Origin of the sequence: Micromonospora sp. CA-246542 (genome assembly GCF_050942905.1) — a bacterium.
GTDB lineage: Bacteria > Actinomycetota > Actinomycetes > Mycobacteriales > Micromonosporaceae > Micromonospora.
On the sequence record NZ_CP192040.1, the window covers coordinates 3,974,568 to 3,990,627 of the forward strand.

21 protein-coding genes are annotated in these 16,060 nt (G+C 69.9%); 12 read left to right on the plus strand and 9 right to left on the minus strand.

Going from position 1 to position 16,060, the window contains the following annotated elements; translation table 11 throughout:
* Positions 1-40: 40 nt before the first annotated feature.
* Positions 41-688 (minus strand): hypothetical protein, encoded by a 648-nt coding sequence (locus ACQP0N_RS18710; protein ID WP_433112197.1) that lies wholly within the window; start codon positions 686-688, stop codon positions 41-43.
* Between the two features lie 169 nt (positions 689-857).
* On the minus strand, positions 858-2,042 hold the full coding sequence (locus tag ACQP0N_RS18715; protein WP_433112199.1) for an LLM class flavin-dependent oxidoreductase: 1,185 nt from the start codon (positions 2,040-2,042) through the stop codon (positions 858-860).
* Positions 2,043-2,198: 156 nt separating this feature from the next.
* On the opposite strand from ACQP0N_RS18715, the gene ACQP0N_RS18720 reads away from it, so the two are divergent.
* From ACQP0N_RS18720 to ACQP0N_RS18740, 5 genes are read left to right on the plus strand one after another with little or no spacing between them, the layout of a single operon-like run.
* Positions 2,199-3,167 carry an aliphatic sulfonate ABC transporter substrate-binding protein gene (locus tag ACQP0N_RS18720; RefSeq protein ID WP_433112202.1) on the plus strand — a complete coding sequence of 323 codons (969 nt, stop codon included), beginning with the start codon at positions 2,199-2,201 and terminating at the stop codon, positions 3,165-3,167.
* On the plus strand, positions 3,164-3,994 hold the full coding sequence (locus ACQP0N_RS18725; protein WP_433112205.1) for an ABC transporter permease: 831 nt from the start codon (positions 3,164-3,166) through the stop codon (positions 3,992-3,994). The genes ACQP0N_RS18720 and ACQP0N_RS18725 overlap by 4 nt, the downstream gene beginning before the upstream one ends.
* On the plus strand, positions 3,967-4,698 hold the full coding sequence (locus ACQP0N_RS18730; protein ID WP_433112208.1) for an ABC transporter ATP-binding protein: 732 nt from the start codon (positions 3,967-3,969) through the stop codon (positions 4,696-4,698). Before ACQP0N_RS18725 ends, ACQP0N_RS18730 begins: the two co-directional genes overlap by 28 nt.
* Before the next feature lie 40 nt (positions 4,699-4,738).
* Positions 4,739-6,145 (plus strand): selenium-binding family protein, encoded by a 1,407-nt coding sequence (locus tag ACQP0N_RS18735; protein ID WP_433112211.1) that lies wholly within the window; start codon positions 4,739-4,741, stop codon positions 6,143-6,145.
* A complete protein-coding gene (locus ACQP0N_RS18740) occupies positions 6,142-6,771 on the plus strand; it encodes a hypothetical protein (RefSeq protein WP_433112214.1) in 630 nt (209 codons plus the stop codon). Before ACQP0N_RS18735 ends, ACQP0N_RS18740 begins: the two co-directional genes overlap by 4 nt.
* 92 nt (positions 6,772-6,863) lie before the next feature.
* Here the strand turns inward: ACQP0N_RS18740 and ACQP0N_RS18745 are convergent, their stop codons facing one another.
* Positions 6,864-7,715, minus strand: a complete 852-nt coding sequence (locus ACQP0N_RS18745) for an alpha/beta fold hydrolase (protein WP_433112217.1) — start codon at positions 7,713-7,715, stop codon at positions 6,864-6,866.
* A 169-nt stretch (positions 7,716-7,884) separates the two neighbouring features.
* Between ACQP0N_RS18745 and ACQP0N_RS18750 the strand changes: the two genes are divergently transcribed.
* The 3 genes from ACQP0N_RS18750 to ACQP0N_RS18760 all read left to right on the plus strand — a co-directional run bounded on the left by ACQP0N_RS18750 (position 7,885) and on the right by ACQP0N_RS18760 (position 9,405).
* On the plus strand, positions 7,885-8,196 hold the full coding sequence (locus tag ACQP0N_RS18750; RefSeq protein WP_433112220.1) for a hypothetical protein: 312 nt from the start codon (positions 7,885-7,887) through the stop codon (positions 8,194-8,196).
* Positions 8,190-8,468, plus strand: a complete 279-nt coding sequence (locus tag ACQP0N_RS18755; protein WP_433112223.1) for a hypothetical protein — start codon at positions 8,190-8,192, stop codon at positions 8,466-8,468. Before ACQP0N_RS18750 ends, ACQP0N_RS18755 begins: the two co-directional genes overlap by 7 nt.
* A 70-nt stretch (positions 8,469-8,538) precedes the next feature.
* Positions 8,539-9,405: a metallophosphoesterase family protein gene (locus tag ACQP0N_RS18760; RefSeq protein ID WP_433112226.1), complete on the plus strand. Its 867-nt coding sequence runs from the start codon at positions 8,539-8,541 to the stop codon at positions 9,403-9,405.
* 147 nt (positions 9,406-9,552) lie between these two features.
* Here the strand turns inward: ACQP0N_RS18760 and ACQP0N_RS18765 are convergent, their stop codons facing one another.
* Positions 9,553-10,041, minus strand: coding sequence for a MarR family transcriptional regulator (locus ACQP0N_RS18765; RefSeq protein WP_433112229.1), 489 nt, complete (start codon positions 10,039-10,041; stop codon positions 9,553-9,555).
* 63 nt (positions 10,042-10,104) lie between these two features.
* Here ACQP0N_RS18765 and ACQP0N_RS18770 point away from each other — a divergent pair, with 63 nt between their 5' ends.
* Complete coding sequence (locus tag ACQP0N_RS18770; RefSeq protein WP_433112232.1) at positions 10,105-10,491, plus strand: MerR family transcriptional regulator; 387 nt, start codon at positions 10,105-10,107, stop codon at positions 10,489-10,491.
* Between the two features lie 85 nt (positions 10,492-10,576).
* Here the strand turns inward: ACQP0N_RS18770 and ACQP0N_RS18775 are convergent, their stop codons facing one another.
* The gene (locus ACQP0N_RS18775) at positions 10,577-11,206 is read right to left on the minus strand and encodes a hypothetical protein (RefSeq protein WP_433112235.1); all 630 of its coding nucleotides are present in this window, start codon (positions 11,204-11,206) and stop codon (positions 10,577-10,579) included.
* Between the two features lie 232 nt (positions 11,207-11,438).
* Entirely contained in the window at positions 11,439-12,047 is a 609-nt protein-coding gene (locus ACQP0N_RS18780; RefSeq protein ID WP_433112238.1) for a hypothetical protein, read from the minus strand.
* Positions 12,048-12,174: 127 nt separating this feature from the next.
* Here ACQP0N_RS18780 and ACQP0N_RS18785 point away from each other — a divergent pair, with 127 nt between their 5' ends.
* Positions 12,175-12,564: a hypothetical protein gene (locus ACQP0N_RS18785; RefSeq protein ID WP_433112241.1), complete on the plus strand. Its 390-nt coding sequence runs from the start codon at positions 12,175-12,177 to the stop codon at positions 12,562-12,564.
* A 37-nt stretch (positions 12,565-12,601) separates the two neighbouring features.
* Here the strand turns inward: ACQP0N_RS18785 and ACQP0N_RS18790 are convergent, their stop codons facing one another.
* Both ACQP0N_RS18790 and ACQP0N_RS18795 read right to left on the minus strand, forming a co-directional pair.
* Positions 12,602-13,846 (minus strand): helix-turn-helix domain-containing protein, encoded by a 1,245-nt coding sequence (locus ACQP0N_RS18790; protein WP_433112244.1) that lies wholly within the window; start codon positions 13,844-13,846, stop codon positions 12,602-12,604.
* The gene (locus tag ACQP0N_RS18795) at positions 13,833-13,994 is read right to left on the minus strand and encodes a hypothetical protein (RefSeq protein ID WP_433112247.1); all 162 of its coding nucleotides are present in this window, start codon (positions 13,992-13,994) and stop codon (positions 13,833-13,835) included. Before ACQP0N_RS18795 ends, ACQP0N_RS18790 begins: the two co-directional genes overlap by 14 nt.
* Before the next feature lie 194 nt (positions 13,995-14,188).
* Here ACQP0N_RS18795 and ACQP0N_RS18800 point away from each other — a divergent pair, with 194 nt between their 5' ends.
* Both ACQP0N_RS18800 and ACQP0N_RS18805 read left to right on the plus strand, forming a co-directional pair.
* Positions 14,189-14,938, plus strand: coding sequence for a helix-turn-helix domain-containing protein (locus ACQP0N_RS18800; protein WP_433112250.1), 750 nt, complete (start codon positions 14,189-14,191; stop codon positions 14,936-14,938).
* 12 nt (positions 14,939-14,950) lie between these two features.
* Positions 14,951-15,421, plus strand: a complete 471-nt coding sequence (locus tag ACQP0N_RS18805; RefSeq protein WP_433112253.1) for an NUDIX domain-containing protein — start codon at positions 14,951-14,953, stop codon at positions 15,419-15,421.
* Here ACQP0N_RS18805 and ACQP0N_RS18810 read toward each other — a convergent pair.
* Complete coding sequence (locus tag ACQP0N_RS18810; RefSeq protein WP_433112255.1) at positions 15,409-15,966, minus strand: HD domain-containing protein; 558 nt, start codon at positions 15,964-15,966, stop codon at positions 15,409-15,411. The two genes, ACQP0N_RS18805 and ACQP0N_RS18810, sit on opposite strands and share 13 nt — an antisense overlap.
* Positions 15,967-16,060: the final 94 nt, after the last annotated feature.

Consider the following 16,060-nt stretch of genomic DNA (forward strand, 5'->3'; position numbering starts at 1 on the left):
ACGCCAGATGCCTCGGCGCTGATCAAGCCCCCCGCTCGTCTCAGGACGGCCCGGCGGTCCAGGGCGCGTCCGGCCCGGTGCGGTGGGCGCTCTCGCCAGGGCCGAGGTCGAGAACGTCGAGCAGCGTGAGGTCGTGTTCCACGGCGTGGTGAAGGTGGCTGAGCTTGCCCGTCGCGGGGTCGGCGTCGCTCGCGCCGATGAGTTGCCAGAGTCCGTCGTCGGCGTCGTGGCTGACGTACAGGATCGGCTCTTTCTGGTCGAAGACCTCGCGGGTCTGGATGCTGTTGGTCTCCAGCAGCCAGTGTTTCATCCACCGCGCGCGCCGGTCACGCTCCATGACGAGGTCCACCACCCACCAGATGAACGGCAGATCCTCGTGGGCGCGGGCCTCCGTCGCGGTGAGGTCCGGCCCGCCCTCGGGGACTCGCTCGAACGGCTCGTCGACGAGCGAGCAGGCATAGCTGCTCTCCCTTTCGAAGATGACCGCGTGGAAGCTGCCGCCGCCGGGGTTTCCGGCCCCGATCCCCACCGTGAGCCGAGCGACGTGGTCCTCGGAGTTTGTCGTCCAGCCGAACGCGTACGACGCGAGCTCACCGCGGGACCCGACGAACTCACCGAAAACGCGCCGTTCCACACCCGAGCCGGCCTGCGTCTGGGTCAACCGGCCCTCGATCACCTTCGGATTCACGCGGCGAGACTACCGGCACGGCCGGAACGGGCAGCTAGGCGGCGGCGCGTCGCCGGGTGCTGGTGCCGCCTACCGGATCGTCCGCGCCATGGGCCTGATCAACGGCACGGGCGGGTGACCCGATGATCGTTGGCGGCGCAGCGGCGAACCGCACGGCGTGTCGTGGCGCTCAACGACCAACGATCGCGGGCTCCGGCGTCGGGCGGGGTGTTGTCGTGCCGGCGAAGGGGATATCCGGTAGGTCCACGGGCTGGGCGTCGGGGTGTTGCCACAGGCCGCGCTCGCGCAGGATCGGTAGCACCCCCTCGCCGAACCAGTACGCCTCCTCCAGGTGGGGGTAGCCGGAGAGGATGAACTCGTCGATGCCGAGCGCGTGGTACTCGGCGATCCGGTCGGCGATCTCGCGGTGGCTGCCCACGAGGGCGGTGCCGGCGCCACCCCGTACCAGGCCGACGCCGGCCCACAGGTTGGGTGCGACCTCGAGGCTGTCGCGGGAGCCGCCGTGCAGGTCGAGCATCCGGCGCTGCCCCTCCGACTCGCTGCGACGCAGCCCCTCCTGCACCGCCTTGATGTCGGCCTCGGCGATGCCGTTGAGCAGCCGGCGAGCCTGTGCCCACGCCTCGTCGGCGGTGTCGCGGGCGATGACGTGCAGCCGGATGCCGAAGCGCAGCTTCCGGCCGGCGTCGGCGGCCAGGGCCCGTACCCGGTCAATCTTCTCGGCGACCTGGGCCGGTGGCTCGCCCCAGGTGAGGTAGACGTCGCTGTGCCGCACGGCCACGGGCAGGGCGGCTGCGGACGAGCCACCGAAGTAGACCGGCGGTGTGGGGTCGGGCAGGCGGTGCAGTCGCGCCTGCTCGACGCGCAGGTGTTCGCCCGCGTGGTCGACGGTCTCGCCCCGCCACAGCGCGCGGACGACGTGCAGGAACTCGTCCGTGCGCGCGTACCGGGCGTCCTTGTCCAGGAAGTCGCCGTACGCCCGCTGCTCGGTCGACTCGCCGCCGGTGACCACGTTGAGCAGCAGTCGGCCCCGGGACAGCCGTTGGAAGGTGGAGGCCATCTGCGCGGCGAGGGTGGGTGAGGTCAGGCCGGGCCGGAACGCCACCAGGAACTTGAGACGTTCGGTGACCTCGGTGAGCATCGCGGTGCTGAGCCAGGCGTCCTCGCACCACGCGCCGGTCGGGGTGAGCGCGCCGACGAAGCCGAGTTGCTCGGCAGTGCGGGCGATCTGACCCAGGTAGGCCACGCTCGGCGGGCGGGCGCCCCCGGCCGTACCGGTCGGTACGCCGTGTCCACCGCCGACGACGTCCCGGCTGTCGCCGTTGGTGGGCAGGAACCAGTGGAAGGTGAGGGTCATCGGGACTCTTTCCGTGTGTGCGCGCGGCGCTCCTGAGGGGTGGGACGAACCCGCCGACAGCCTACCCATAAAACCTATCGGGTTAGTAGGCTACCGCCCACGCCATCCCACGCCGGTCGACGCGGCCCGGCCCACCCGCTCGCCCAAGGAGCCGTCATGCGTCATCCCCCGCGCCGCCGCCTGTTCACGGCCGCGATCACCGCCCTCGTCCTCGTCGCCGCGGCCGGCGTGAGCGCCTGCGGCGGACCGGCCGACGCCGGCGGCGACGGTGGCAAGGGCAAGTTGCGGATCGGCTACCAGCGCTTCGGCGGGCTGAGCCTGGTCAAGGCGCGCGACGCCGCCCCGGACGTCGAGTGGTCGCTGTTCGAGAGCGGGCCGGCGCTGACCGAGGCGCTCAAGGCCGGATCGATCGACATCGGACAGGTGGGCGAGGCCCCGCCGGTCTTCGCCGCCGCCGGCAAGATCCCGTTCTCCATCATCGGCACCTCCGCGCCGATCCCGCAGGGTGAGGCCGTACTCGTCAAGGCGGACAGCGGCTACCGCAGCTTCGCCGACCTCAAGGGCAGAACGGTCGCCCTGAACAAGGGCTCCAACGTGCACTGGCTGCTGGTCCGGCTGCTGGAGGCCAACAAGATGACGCTGCGCGACATCAACGTCAAGTACCTCAAGCCGGCCGAGGGGCGGCCCGCCTTCGACAGCGGGCAGGTCGACGCGTGGGTGATCTGGGACCCGTACTTCGCCCTGGCCGAGCAGCCGGGCGTACGGGTGCTCGCCGACGCGACCGGCCTGGCCAGCAACCGCGAGTACGTGCTGGCCGCCCCCGACGCGGTCACCAAGCGCACGGACGACGTCCGGGCGTTCCTTGCGAAGTACCGCGAGGTGACCGACTGGGGCATCGCCAACCCGCAGGAGCGGGCCCGCGTCCTCGCCCCGGAGTTGAAGATTCCGGAGGACGTCACCAGCCGCGCCCTGGCCCGCAGCGCCAAGCCGCTCGCCCCGGTCAGCCCGGCCATCGGCGACGAACTCCAGGCGATCACCGACAGCTTCATCGCGCTGGACCTCATCCCGGGACCGGTCGACATCAGGAGCCGGGTGGACGATCGGTTCAGCGCGGTGTTCCAGTGAGTCGTACCCCTCTGCTCGACACGCCGCCGGAGGTGGCGGCCGAAGCGACGCCGCAAGCGGGCCCACGGCGGACCCGGCGGTGGCGGCGGATCGTCAGTCCGGTCGCGCTGGTGCTGGGCTGGGAGCTGGCGGCCCGGACCGGCGTGCTGGCGCCGGAGAAGCTGCCCGCGCCCAGCGACGTCCTCGCGACCGGCTGGCGGCTGTCCCGCGACGGCACGCTCGCCGTGCACCTGGTGGACTCGCTCACCCGGGCCGGCGCGGGGCTGCTCATCGGGGGCGTGCTGGCGCTCGTGCTGGGCACGGTGGCCGGGCTGTTGCGCCTCGGCGACGACCTGGTCGACCCTCCGGTGCAGATGGCCCGCATGTTGCCGCACCTGGGCCTGGTGCCCCTGCTGATCATCTGGGTCGGCATCGGTGAGTCGCTGAAGATCAGCCTGGTGGCGCTCGGCGCGTTCTTCCCGGTCTACTTCAACACGTACGCCGGCATTCGGGACATCGACGAGCGGCTGGTGGAGGCCGCCCGGGCCTGCGGGCTCGGGCCGGCCGCCCGGCTGCGTCACGTGGTGCTGCCCGGGGCGCTGCCGTCGCTCTTTCTCGGCCTGCGCCTCGCGATCGGCGCGGCCTGGCTCAGCCTCGTGGTCGGCGAACAGGTCAACGCCCAGACCGGCATCGGCTTCCTGATGATGGAGGCCCGCGAGTTCAGCCAGACCGACGTGGTGGTCCTCGGCCTGCTCGTCTACGCGCTGCTCGGGCTGATATCCGACCTTGCCCTACGCGTGGCGGAGAGGAGGATGTTGACATGGCGACGCGGACTGCGAGCCACCTGATCGGCGCGACCCCGGTGCTGACCGCGACTGCGATCCGCCGGTCCTTCGGGCCGACGGTCGTGCTGGCCGGGGTCGACCTGCGCATCGCCCGGGGTGAGGTCGTGGCCCTGCTCGGCGGCAGCGGTTCGGGCAAGAGCACCCTCCTGCGCATCCTCGCCGGCCTGGACGGTGAGGCGACCGGCGAGACCGTCGTGCACGGCACCGCCGCCGTGGTCTTCCAGGAGCACCGGCTCCTGCCCTGGAAGCGGGTGGCGGCCAACGTCGGGCTCGGCCTGACCGGCGCGGACACCGCCGGTCGGATCGAGCGGGCGTTGATCGAGGTCGGGTTGGCCGAGCGGCACCGGGCCTGGCCGGCCGAGCTGTCCGGTGGGCAGGCACAGCGGGTGGCCGTCGCCCGGGCGCTGGTCCGCGAACCGGACCTGCTGCTGCTCGACGAGCCGTTCGGCGCCCTCGACGCGCTCACCCGGCTGCGGATGCAGGTGCTGCTGCGCCGGTTACGCGCCGAACACGGCTTCGCCGCCCTGCTCGTCACCCACGACGTGGAGGAGGCGCTGCTGCTCGCCGATCGGATCCTGCTCCTCGACGACTGCCGCATCGCCGCGGACCTGCCCGTCGACCTGGCACCCACCCGCACGCCGGACGACCCGGGCTTCGGCGCGTTGCGCCGCCTCCTGCTCGACCGACTCGGCGTTCCCACCACCTGAGGCCCACCACCTGACCACCACCTGACGAAGCGGAGACGCGATGACCCGCTGGACGCCCGACCCCACCTTCTACCCGTCACCCCGCGAGGCGGCCACCGCGCCGGCCGAGAAGCTCGCCTACGTGGCGGCCTTCGACCGTACGGCCAGTCGCCCGGACGCCATCGTGGTGCTCGACACCGACCCGGACTCCCCCGACTACGGCCGGGTCGTCGGCTGGACCGACCTGCCGCACCTCGGCGACGAGCTGCACCACTTCGGCTGGAACGCGTGCAGCAGCGCGCTCTGCCCGACCGCCCCGCACCCGCACGTGGAGCGGCGCTACCTGATCGTGCCGGGCCTGCGCTCCTCGCGTATCCACGTGATCGACACCCAGCCCGACCCGCGCCAGCCGCAGGTGGTCAAGGTGATCGGCCCGGAGGAGCTGGCGAAACGGGCCGGCTACTCCCGGCCGCACACCGTGCACTGTGGTCCGGACGGCATCTACCTGTCCGCGCTCGGCGGCGCGGACGGCGAGGAGGGCCCGGGTGGCGTCGCGATCCTCGACCACACCACCTTCGAGGTACGCGGGGCGTGGGAGGCCGACCGGGGGCCGCAGTTCCTCGCGTACGACGTGTGGTGGCACCTCAACCAGGACGTGCTGGTCACCAGCGAGTGGGGCACCCCGTCGATGATCGAGGACGGCATCATCGGGGAGTTGCTGCTGGGCCGGCGCTACGGTCACGCCATCCACTTCTGGGATCTCGCGAAGCGCCGGCACGTGCAGCGCGTCGACCTGGGCGATCAGTACCAGATGCCGCTGGAGCTGCGGCCGGCGCACGATCCGACGAAGTCGTACGGGTTCGTCGGGGTGGTGATCAGCGTCGAGGACCTGTCCGCCTCGGTGTGGCTGTGGCACCGCGACGGGGACGCCTGGGCGGTCACCAAGGTGATCGACATCCCGGCCGAGCCGGCCGATCCGGCGGACCTGCCCGACCTGCTCAAGCCGTTCGGCGCGGTGCCGCCACTGGTGACCGACATCGACCTGTCCGTCGACGACCGCTTCCTCTACGTGTCGTGCTGGGGCACCGGCGAGCTGCGCCAGTACGACGTCAGCGACCCGCTGCACCCGGTGCAGACCGGCTCGGTGCACCTCGGCGGCATCGTCCGTCGTACCGCCCACCCGTCCGCCCCGGACGAGGCCCTCGCGGGCGGCCCGCAGATGGTGGAGGTGAGCCGGGACGGCCGGCGGGTCTACGTCAGCAACTCCCTCTACGGCGCGTGGGACGACCAGTTCTATCCCGACGGGGTGGGCGCGTGGCTCGCCAAGCTCGACGTGGACGTCGAAGCCGGCGGGCTCACCCCCGACGCGCGGTTCTTCCCGCACGGCGACGAGTTCCGGGGGCTGCGCGTGCACCAGACGCGCCTACAGGGTGGGGATGCGTCCTCCGACTCGTACTGCTTCCCGTGACCCTCGGGACCCTGGCCACGCTCGCCGCGCTCGGCGCGTTCCATGGTCTGAACCCGGCGATGGGCTGGCTGTTCGCGGTGGCCCGGGGCCTTCAGGAGCGCAGCCGGTCGGCGCTGCTGCGGGCCCTGCCACCGATCGCGGCGGGGCACCTGGCCTCGGTGGCGATCGTCGCCGCCCTGGTCACGGCGACCCGCTCGGTGACGGCGAGCACGGCCCTGGCGGTGGTCGGCGGGGTGCTGCTGGTCTGCTTCGGACTGTGGCGGCTGCTCTCCGAGCGGCACTTCCGCTGGGCCGGCATGCGCCTGTCGGCGGCACAGCTCGCCGGCTGGTCGTTCCTCATGTCGTCGGCGCACGGCGCGGGGCTGATGCTGCTGCCGGTGCTGGTGGCCGAGCCGGTCTCCGGGGGCCATTCGGGGCACCTGGCGGCAGCGCCGGTGGGTGCGCTGCCCGGGTTGGCCGCCGCGGGTGTGCACACCGTGGCGATGTTCGGCACCGCCCTGGTCGTGGCGGTGCTGGTCTACGAGGTGCTCGGGGTGGGGGTGCTCCGCAAGGCGTGGTTCAACGTCGACCGGCTCTGGGCCGGCGTGCTGGTGGCGGCGGGGCTGGTGACGCTGATCCGGGCGTGAACGACGCCGACACCCGGCCCCGGTGCGAAACCCTGGGGCCGGGTGCCGCAGCGCCGTTACGGCGCTGGCGTCCGATCGGCTACCGATACGGGTCAGGCGCGTGCCTTCGCAGGCTGCTTCATGAAGTCCATGATCGCCTTGTTGACCTCGTCGGCGTGCGTCCACGGGATACCGTGCGGCGCGCCCTTGAGCGTGACGAGCGTGCCGGTGGGCATCATCGGGCCGAGCCGCTGGCCGGTCACCGGGTACGGCAGCACCCGGTCCTGGTCACCCTGCACGATCAACACCGGAATGTCGATCTTCGGCAGGTCCTGGCGGAAGTCCTCCTGCCAGGAGTCCACGCTGTCGTGGGTGGCCTTGCCGGAGGCCATCGCACCGATCTGCCAGTGCGCCCGGTACGCCTCTTCGCTGACCCGCTTGCCCATGTTCTGGTCCGGGTTGAAGAACGCGTCGCAGAAGGACGTCAGGTAGGCGAACCGGTCCTTGATGATGGCGTCCTGGAAGCCCTTGAAGAGGTTCCGGTCGACACCCTCGGGGTTGTCGTCCGCCTTGGCCAACATCGGCTGCAACGGGCTCAGCACCACTGCCCGGCTGACCCGCTGGGAACCGTAGTTGCCCAGGTAGCGAATCACCTCGCCGGTGCCCATCGAGTGACCCACCAGGGTCACGTCGCTGAGGTCCAGCTCGGTCATCAACACGTCCAGGTCGGCCGCGAACGTGTTGTAGTCGTACCCGAACGCCGGCTGCGCCGAGTTTCCGTAGCCGCGCCGATCGTAGGTGATCGTCCGGTATCCGGCGTTCAGCAGCGCCCTGGTCTCCTTCTCCCAGGTCGCACCATTGAACGGGAAGCCGTGGATCAGCACCACCGGCTTACCGGACCCGTGGTCCTCGTAGTACAAGTCGATGGGCGCGGAGTTTTCCGTACCCACGGTGATGAAAGGCATGTTCGTCTCCTGCTCCGGTCTCGGGCTCTCGGACGCCCCGCGCTTTCCCGCCGGGTCAGCGGATATGCCGGCCGGCCGGCACGTCCCGTGGTAGCACCGGACCATCGACATTTATCGACGCTGTCGATACGCTCGCCGGTAGGAAAGTTTCGGCACACCGGAGGTGGGCATGCGTCGAGGAGTACCCGCAGCGCTGGCCGTCGGAGCGGCAGTTGCCGCCCTGGCCGGCACGCCGGCCCAGGCCGATCCGGTGGTGCCCCGGCACGCCATCGTGGTCTGCCAGAGCGCCAGCTTCTACGCCAACTACGACTCCGCCGGCGGCCCCACCGGCCTGAAGCGCACCCTCGCGTACGGCAACAAGATTGGTCACACCCCCGGCGCACACCCGGTCTACAACGGGTGGGCCGCCTCGTTCGACTTCGGCCCGAACGACTGGGGCTACCTGCGCGCCGAGTGCATCGGCGGGTACGACTCATGGTGAGACGACGAGTGATCGCCGCGCTGGTGGCCGTGGCCGCCACCGTGACCCTCGCCGCGCCGGCGCAGGCCGCCAACGGCACGATCGGCCAGCGCGAGACGGTGTGCGCGAGTGACCTGTTCGTCCGCACGCAGCCCGTCGGCGCCTGGATGGGCACCCTCTACCAGGGGCAGACGTTCCTGGTGGAGGGCCCCCGCAGCGGCGGCTACGTCTACGGCTTCGCCTACGGGTACATCAACCGGCGCGGCTGGGTGCAGGACGGCTGGTTCTGCTGACCGACCCGCCGGTACGGACACGACCGGATCGGAGTGTGCCGATCGGGCCAGCGCCGCCTAGCCTCAAGGCGTGAGCGCTTCCCCCCGGCTGCGGGCCGTCAGCGACCTGCACATCAGCTACGCGGAGAACCGTGCCTTCGTCGAAGAGCTGCGCCCGGAGCACCCCGGCGACTGGCTGCTCGTGGCCGGCGACGTGGCCGACCGGTTCACCGACATCGAGTGGGCGCTCGAGCTGCTGAGCAGCCGCTTCGCGAAGGTCGTCTGGGCACCGGGCAACCACGAGCTGTGGACGCCGCCCGGCGACCCCCAGCATCTGCGCGGCGAGACCCGCTACCGCGAGCTGGTGGCGATGTGCCAACGCCTGGGCGTCGTCACGCCCGAGGACCCGTACCCGGTCTGGGACGGCGAGGGCGGCCCGGCCACCATCGCCCCGCTCTTCGTGCTCTACGACTACACGTTCCGGGTGCCCCAGGCGAGCACCAAACAGGAGTCCCTCGACATCGCGTACGCGGCCGGCGTGGTCTGCACGGACGAGGCGATGCTGCACCCCGACCCGTACCCGAGCCGCGAGGCCTGGTGCGACGCTCGCGTCACCGAGACCGAGCGCCGCCTCGCCGAGCGCGACCCGGACCTGCCGACCGTGCTGGTCAACCACTACCCGCTGGTGCGCGAACCCACCGACATCCTGTGGTTCCCGGAGTTCGCCCAGTGGTGCGGCACCGTCCGCACCCGCGACTGGCACCTGCGCTTCGGCGCGTCCACGATGGTCTACGGCCACCTGCACATCCCCCGCACGACCTTCTACGACGGCGTCCGCTTCGAGGAGGTGTCGCTCGGCTACCCCCGCGAGTGGCGGCGACGCGGCCCGACACCGAACCCCGTCCGCACCATCAACCCCGCCGACGACGTGCGCCGCCGCGAGTCCGTCACCGGGTAAGCCCGACGAGCGTCGCCGGCCGCGCCACGCCGGCCGGCGCCGGCTTGGCCCGGGCAAGATCGGCGATGAGAGTACGCGCCAGAGGCCGCCCCCGAGCCTCACCCGGCGCGACGGCCAGGGCAGGCCCGGGCGCTTCCCACGCAAGCCTCAGGCTTCCGTCTCTGGCACCGGGGTGGTGTTGGCGATGAGCTTGTGCAGCACTGTCAGCGCCGCGACGTAGTCCGCGTCATCGATACCTCGATGGATCAGCGACCGAATCTCGGGAGCTGACTGCCCCATCTGGAGGCGAGCCGCCTCGCCGGCGTCGGTGAGTCGTAGGTTGCCGTCGTCATCCGCGTGGATCCATCCTCGGCTGAGGAGCACCTCGACCTCGCTCGCGAGGTCGTCCTCGGGGCGGATGTACTCGGTCATGGCGTGCTCAAGCTGGGGAATGGTCCTGGCTGCGCCGTCACGAGGCCCGAGGTCGTGCGGAGACAGGTGGCGCAGGATCCAGAACTGCGGCTGCGTGAAGCCGCGCTTGGCCTGCTCGTCGCGGGTGAACCGGACGATGGATTCGTACGCCAACCGCGTCCAGTACGCGGCCACCTGGTTGGCCTCGGCCTGCATCGGGGCACCACTGCTTACCGGGATCTGCATACGACTGATGCTGGGCGTTCAAGGAAGGTTGAAGTCAAGAGCGTGTTGCAGCATGTTGCGGACATGACCGTCAGCCCGCAGGCCCCGACATCTTTTGTGTTCACCGTCAAAGACGTTGCGCACGCGAGCCACGTCGCTCCGTCCGCGGTGCGCTTCTACGAAGAACAAGGTCTGATCCAAGCGCGCCGAACCACTGGGAACCAGCGCCGGTTCGACGAGAACGCGGCCTGTCGCATCCGGTTCGCCCGACTCGGTCAGCGGGTCGGGCTGACAGTTCGGGAGATCGCCACCATCTTCCAGGCCTTACCCGAGAAGCCGTCGGCGCAGGACTGGGCGCGGGTCTCCGACTCGCTGGTTGCTGAGGCCGAAGCCCGCGTGGCGCACCTGCGCCACGACCTCGACGCCCTCCAGACCGTCACCACCAGGTGCACTGCCGGAGTCCTACGGTGAGGAACGGGGCGGTCCTCCTGCTACCGGCAGCGGCACGCCGATCGATCAACAACAATCAAGCACACCCTTGGACAGAATGCCAGGCTCAACTGCCCTCGCCGCAGTCCCCGGCCGGCTGCCGGGTACCCGGCACCTCCCACGCTTCGAGGAGGCTCATCCCGTCACGAGACACCATGCGCATGTCCATCTCGTCGACCCTCAGTCGTTCCGGACCCCCGAGCACCCCCGGGGTCCAGAAGTTGCGTTGAAACTCCCACCACTGCACCGTGTCGGCGAACCGTAGGGCAGTCACGACGGGCGAGAAGTTCGGCTCGTAGTCCCGGTACCGATCAGCGTTGACCTGCATCCGAAGTCGGAACGTCAGAATTGAGCACGGTGGCGCGATCGCGTTCGCCGGGTACTCAACCCACTCGCTCCGAGGAGGTGACGCACCGGCCGCCACATCGCGGTAGTACGCGAGGATCGATATGCGGTTGACCGGCACCGGCGACCTGTTCTGCACCTTCACCACGGCGAATTCCTCGCCACCCAACTTCATCCGCTCATCCCAGTAGCTGACCCGCGCGGCGTATCGCTCCTCGTAGCGGCGCTGCTCCAACCGGGTCGACTCAAGTTGCGCACGCGTCACCCGCACCTGGTCCCGATACGTGTTGAGACCGATCCACAGTGCCGGTGCAGCGACGATCACAGCTAGCAGCGCGGCGACCGCCTGCACCCAGTCAGTCGGCTTGATGCGGTCGCCGCGCCCCGTCGGGTCGTCCCGTCGGCCCCCACCACTAGGAGAGACGCGCAGGCGCGTTGGGGTACGGACCGTCAAGCGGCCAGGCAGGCGACGAGGCATTGTTCACTCCCTCTGACGGCCGGGACCACCCATGGTGACTGGCCCCGGCAACCGGTCCGTCTGCCTCACTCGTCGAGAGTCCGCGTACCGGTGACCAAGTGTGAGTTCAGAGGTAATCGAAGAATCGGGTAGACCAGGTCGCGTCGTCCGTCGGACCGAACACCCAGCCATTTGGGCCGTCGTACGGCGCGGCGAGGATGTGCTCCGGGACGAGGAGGTAGCCGAGCCCGATGAGCGCCTCCTCCACCCGTGCGCGGTCGTCCGGGTGCAGGTGAGATTTGTGGCCCCACGGAGTCGAAGCTCCGTAGGTGGCGAGGCCCCCGAAGTTGCTCACGCTCACACCCAGCGACAGCGGGATCCGGGTACGTTTCGTGCGGCTGCGACTGGCCTCGGCGGGAATCTCGATGCTGCCGAAGCATGCGGAATCCTGCGGCCGCACCGCGACGCACTGGCAACCGAAGGCCTCGCTCAATCGTTCCGCGAGCCGGTCGAACCGACCCTGGGTCGCCGCGAGGTCGAATTGCCGTGGCATCTCCAGACCATCACCTGCGCCGGACTCCGCCCGCTCGTTCCATGCGGTCAGCACCGACTGCGGAACGGTGCCGTCCACCATGGCCCGCAGGATCGACTCCGGGCTGAGGCCGTGTTCCACCCGTGGGACCGGCTCGTCCAACTCCCGCAGCAGCGACCACCAGTCCGCGTCTGACATCGTCACGCGAGGCACGGTAGCCAGGGAGCGCCAGAGCCGACAAACAGTTTGGGCCGGCTTGGGCCGCGCACCTAGCATCGTGGCCAGTCGGGGCGGCGGATCGATGAGCCGCGCTTCGAAGCTTGGCGGGAGTGTGCGATTGAGCCTGGATATCGCGGTGTGGATACCCGACGACGACTCCTACGCGGGCCGGCAGGTCGTCGAAGACCCGCCGGACGCGAGCACGGCAGTGGGAGCTGAAGCCTTCCGTCATTCGCTGTGGGGTTCCGCGGCCACTCGTGAGCTGGGCGCGACATTCCTGCCGCAACTCGCCGACGTCACGGTCGAGAACCGGGGTCACCTCCAGGTCTCCCCCGGCCAGCTCGACGCCTTCGCGCAGGAGTGCGCCCTCCTGACGGAGAACGTCGAGCTGCTGTCCGCCGCGACCGGCTACGACACCGAACGCATCCTCCGCTACCTGACCAATGTGCGAGAGGCCGTGCAGCGCGCCAGGGCGGTACAGGGCGGCATCATCATCTGGTAGCCGGCGCACCGGTGGATGGCCCGCCGACGCTCATCGGTCACCGGGTAAGCCCGACCAGCGTCGCCAGTCGCGCCACGCCGGCCGCCGCCGGCTTGGCACGCGCAAGATCAGCGATGAGGGTACGCGCCAGAGGCCGCCCCCGAACCTCATCCGGCGCGACACTGTCCGCGTCGACCAACGCCCGCGCCGCCCCGCGCACGTCGCCGGAGTGCAGGTAGATCCGCGCGGCGTCGAGCAGGTAGGCGCCCCGATACTCGGCCGGCAGTCGCCGCCACACCTCCCGGCGAACGACGCTCACGTGCCGTGCCAGTGCGCCGTCGACGTCACCCCGCTGCGCCGCGAGGAGCACCCGCGCCATCTCGACGGTGACCGTCCCGAAGCTGGTGGAGTGCACGTCGTCGTACCCCCGGAGGTTCGCGGCGACGCCCGCGGCCCGGTCGATCAGCTCGGTGGCCCGGCGGTGCTCGCCGCACCCGGCGGCGGCCAGCGCGGCCTGCACGAGCAGCGTCCCACCCACCGCCCATCCACGACGGTCGCCCGGCCCTGCATGCTCGCCCTGTCCCCGGTGATCAAGAGGCTTGCGTCGACTTTGATCTCCAAAGGTGCCGTAAACCTCTTGATCACCTTCGTCGGCTGACGATGGGAGGACACGGCGTGCAGCGGTGAGGGTCGCCGACAGGGCCAGACGGTCACGGCCCGACGCACGTAGCGCCTGGGCCACCGCGATGGCCGCTGTCGCCGCGAGGACTGGATCGTCTTGGGCAGCGCCCATGGCCCGGTCGGCGGCCAGCCAGGCGAGGTCGGCCTCGCCGAGCTTGACCAGCAGCAGCGCGGTGACCCGGTACGCCGGCACCAGCACCTCCGGCGACCGCGCGCCCTGGGCGGCGTCGAGCAGGCTCGGCACCGCGCGCACCAACTGCGGGTAGTGCGCGTGCTGGTAGGTCAACCAGGCGTGCCCGACCTGCCGCCGCAGCTCGTGCGCGTGTGGTGGGGTCGGCGGGGTGTCGTAGCGGGCGAGGGCGGCCCGGATGTCGTCCACTCCGGGCGGGGTGCTCGTCGGGGTGCTGGGCGGTTGGCCGAGCAGCACCTCCGGGTCGACCCGCAGGACGCGGGACAGCTCCTGGATGACCGAGTACCGGTCCAGGGGGCGGACGCCGCGCTCGATCTTGTCCACCCAGCTCTTCGACCTACGCAGGCGATCGGCCAGCATCTGCTGCGTCATCGAGCGCCGTACCCGCCAGCCGGCCACGCGTCGGCCGATGGGGAGGTCATCGCTGCTCACGCCGCCACCGCCGGTCCGGGACCGCGCGGGTCGTGTCGTCCACGGGTACGCGTTCCGCCTCGGCCTGAGCCAGGATGCGCTGCTTGGCAGCCTCCTGCTCGGCCGCCTCAGCCTGTTCACCCTTGCTCGCCGTATCGTCGCCGCGCATAGCCACCTCCATCAGGCCATCGGCGCGGCGATCCCGTGTCTCGTCGCGTCCTATCTGGATGGCACCGTGTTGTGAATTCAGGCTCTGCGAATTCGTGATGACGACTTCACCGCGAGTCACGGACGAATGGGGACGTCCTTGCTAGGGTTAGTCGTCCCCGATGCCGTCCCCAAGCCCATTGAGCAGGAGACGCGATGCCGAACGATCGTCTTCGCAACGGGATGCTCAACAAGGGCCTGACCACATCGGCGCTGGCCGAGCGGGTCGGTGTCGACCCGAAGACCGTCGAGCGGTGGGTGACCCAGGCTCGCATCCCGTACCCGCGCTATCGCCACTCCATCGCCGAGCTACTGGACGAGCGAGAGTCGTACCTCTGGCCGGACGCGCTACCCACCCAGCGAGCTGTGCAGATCAGCCAATCGGAACTGGTCCACATCTTTCCGCGTCGCGGAGCCGTTCCTACCGACCTCTGGCAGCGACTCCTGGAGCAGGCAACTCGGCAGGTTGGTGTACTGGTCTACGGAGGACTGTTCTTGCCCGAGTTCAACCACCGGTGGATCGCGACCCTCCGCGAGAAGGCGTTGACAGGCGCGCAGGTGGAGCTACTGTTCGGCGACCCGGAGGGAGTGCACATCGCCGAACGTGGAGACGCCGAGGGCATCGGGGCAGCCATGTCCAACAAGATCCTGAACGCGTTGGCCTTCTACAAAGAGCTTCGGGATCTGGACAACGTCGGGATCTACTTCCACGACACCATCCTCTACAACTCGATCTACCGCTTCGATGACGAGATGCTGGTGAACACTCATCTTTACGGCACGCCGGCCGCGTACTCGCCGGTGCTACACCTGCGGCGCCTCGGCGGAGGGGACCTCTTCGACAGCTACGTAGCGAGCTTCAACCGAGTGCTCGGGCAGAAGCGGGCTGTGTGGCCTGAACACTGACAGGCTGAAGGCATGGCGCGGATCGAGCACTTCAACAACCCGAACGCTCCGAAGCCGAACAAGATCGTCGTAGCGGTGACTGTCTTTGTTCAGGACCGCCAGGGCCGAGTGCTGCTCATCCAGCGGACCGACAACGGCCTCTGGGCACTGCCGGGCGGTGCTCAGGACTTCGGCGAATCCATTGCCGAGACCGCCGTGCGGGAGACGCGCGAGGAGACCGGCATCGAGGTTGAGGTGACCGAGATCGTCGGAATCTACTCCGACCCCAGGCACGTGGTGGAGTACAGCGATGGCGAGGTACGGCAGCAGTTCTCGATCTGCTTCCGTGCCCACTACCTCTCCGGTGAGCCGATGACCAGCGATGAGTCCTCGTCTGTGGTGTGGGTGGCCCGTGGCCAACTGGACCGGCTGCCGATGCACACTTCGATGCGGCTCAGGGTCGACCACGGATTCGAGCGGCGTCCTGTCCCCTACATCGGCTGAGCTGACAGGCGACGTTGGGTCCTGTCCACGACCTCCCGAAGCATCGGCTCAGCCTTCTGCCAGAACCGCGTCACCACGTCGTCTGGCCCGTAGCGCTGTCGAATCTCCGCCAGCCGCTCGTCCACGGTGAGCTCCTGGCCGTCCGGGCCAGTCGTCATGTCCGCGTACCAGAGAGCGTCCGAGATCGCTGTCTCCTCGCGCGGGAACTCATCGGCCAGAGCCTGTCCCAGACCACGCTCGTCTGCCTCGTAGAGAGCGCACGAGTGGTGGGCGACCAGAGCAGCGACACGGTCACCAAACCCATGACGCTGGACCCAGCGTGCACCGTCGAGCGCATGGAAGCCCGTATCAACGATCCTAGGGGCGTAGCCGACATCGTGAAGCCAAGCAGCGGCGACTACCAGATCCTGATCCTCGGGGAGGGTTAGGCGCTTCAACCGACGTGCCTTCGCCGCTACAGCGCGGACGTGTCTCCACCTACGCGGCAACACGACCGCCAGTTGTCGTTCTGCTACCTCCGCCGCGTGGTAGGCCCGAGTCCGCACCTCGCGAGCCTACGTCCGTCGCTGCCCGCGGACCACACGCTGACGGCCCTGCGTGGCATCTCGAAGTGGGCTGCCCGATGCGCTCAAATTCTTC

Coding starts and splice junctions, on each gene's coding strand:
- ACQP0N_RS18715 (WP_433112199.1), bottom strand. CDS start 2,042: ATGACCCTCACCTTCCACTGGTTCCTGCCCACCAACGGCGACAGCCGG.
- ACQP0N_RS18720 (WP_433112202.1), top strand. CDS start 2,199: ATGCGTCATCCCCCGCGCCGCCGCCTGTTCACGGCCGCGATCACCGCC.
- ACQP0N_RS18730 (WP_433112208.1), top strand. CDS start 3,967: ATGGCGACGCGGACTGCGAGCCACCTGATCGGCGCGACCCCGGTGCTG.
- ACQP0N_RS18735 (WP_433112211.1), top strand. CDS start 4,739: ATGACCCGCTGGACGCCCGACCCCACCTTCTACCCGTCACCCCGCGAG.
- ACQP0N_RS18745 (WP_433112217.1), bottom strand. CDS start 7,715: ATGCCTTTCATCACCGTGGGTACGGAAAACTCCGCGCCCATCGACTTG.
- ACQP0N_RS18750 (WP_433112220.1), top strand. CDS start 7,885: ATGCGTCGAGGAGTACCCGCAGCGCTGGCCGTCGGAGCGGCAGTTGCC.
- ACQP0N_RS18755 (WP_433112223.1), top strand. CDS start 8,190: ATGGTGAGACGACGAGTGATCGCCGCGCTGGTGGCCGTGGCCGCCACC.
- ACQP0N_RS18765 (WP_433112229.1), bottom strand. CDS start 10,041: ATGCAGATCCCGGTAAGCAGTGGTGCCCCGATGCAGGCCGAGGCCAAC.
- ACQP0N_RS18770 (WP_433112232.1), top strand. CDS start 10,105: ATGACCGTCAGCCCGCAGGCCCCGACATCTTTTGTGTTCACCGTCAAA.
- ACQP0N_RS18795 (WP_433112247.1), bottom strand. CDS start 13,994: ATGCGCGGCGACGATACGGCGAGCAAGGGTGAACAGGCTGAGGCGGCC.
- ACQP0N_RS18800 (WP_433112250.1), top strand. CDS start 14,189: ATGCCGAACGATCGTCTTCGCAACGGGATGCTCAACAAGGGCCTGACC.
- ACQP0N_RS18805 (WP_433112253.1), top strand. CDS start 14,951: ATGGCGCGGATCGAGCACTTCAACAACCCGAACGCTCCGAAGCCGAAC.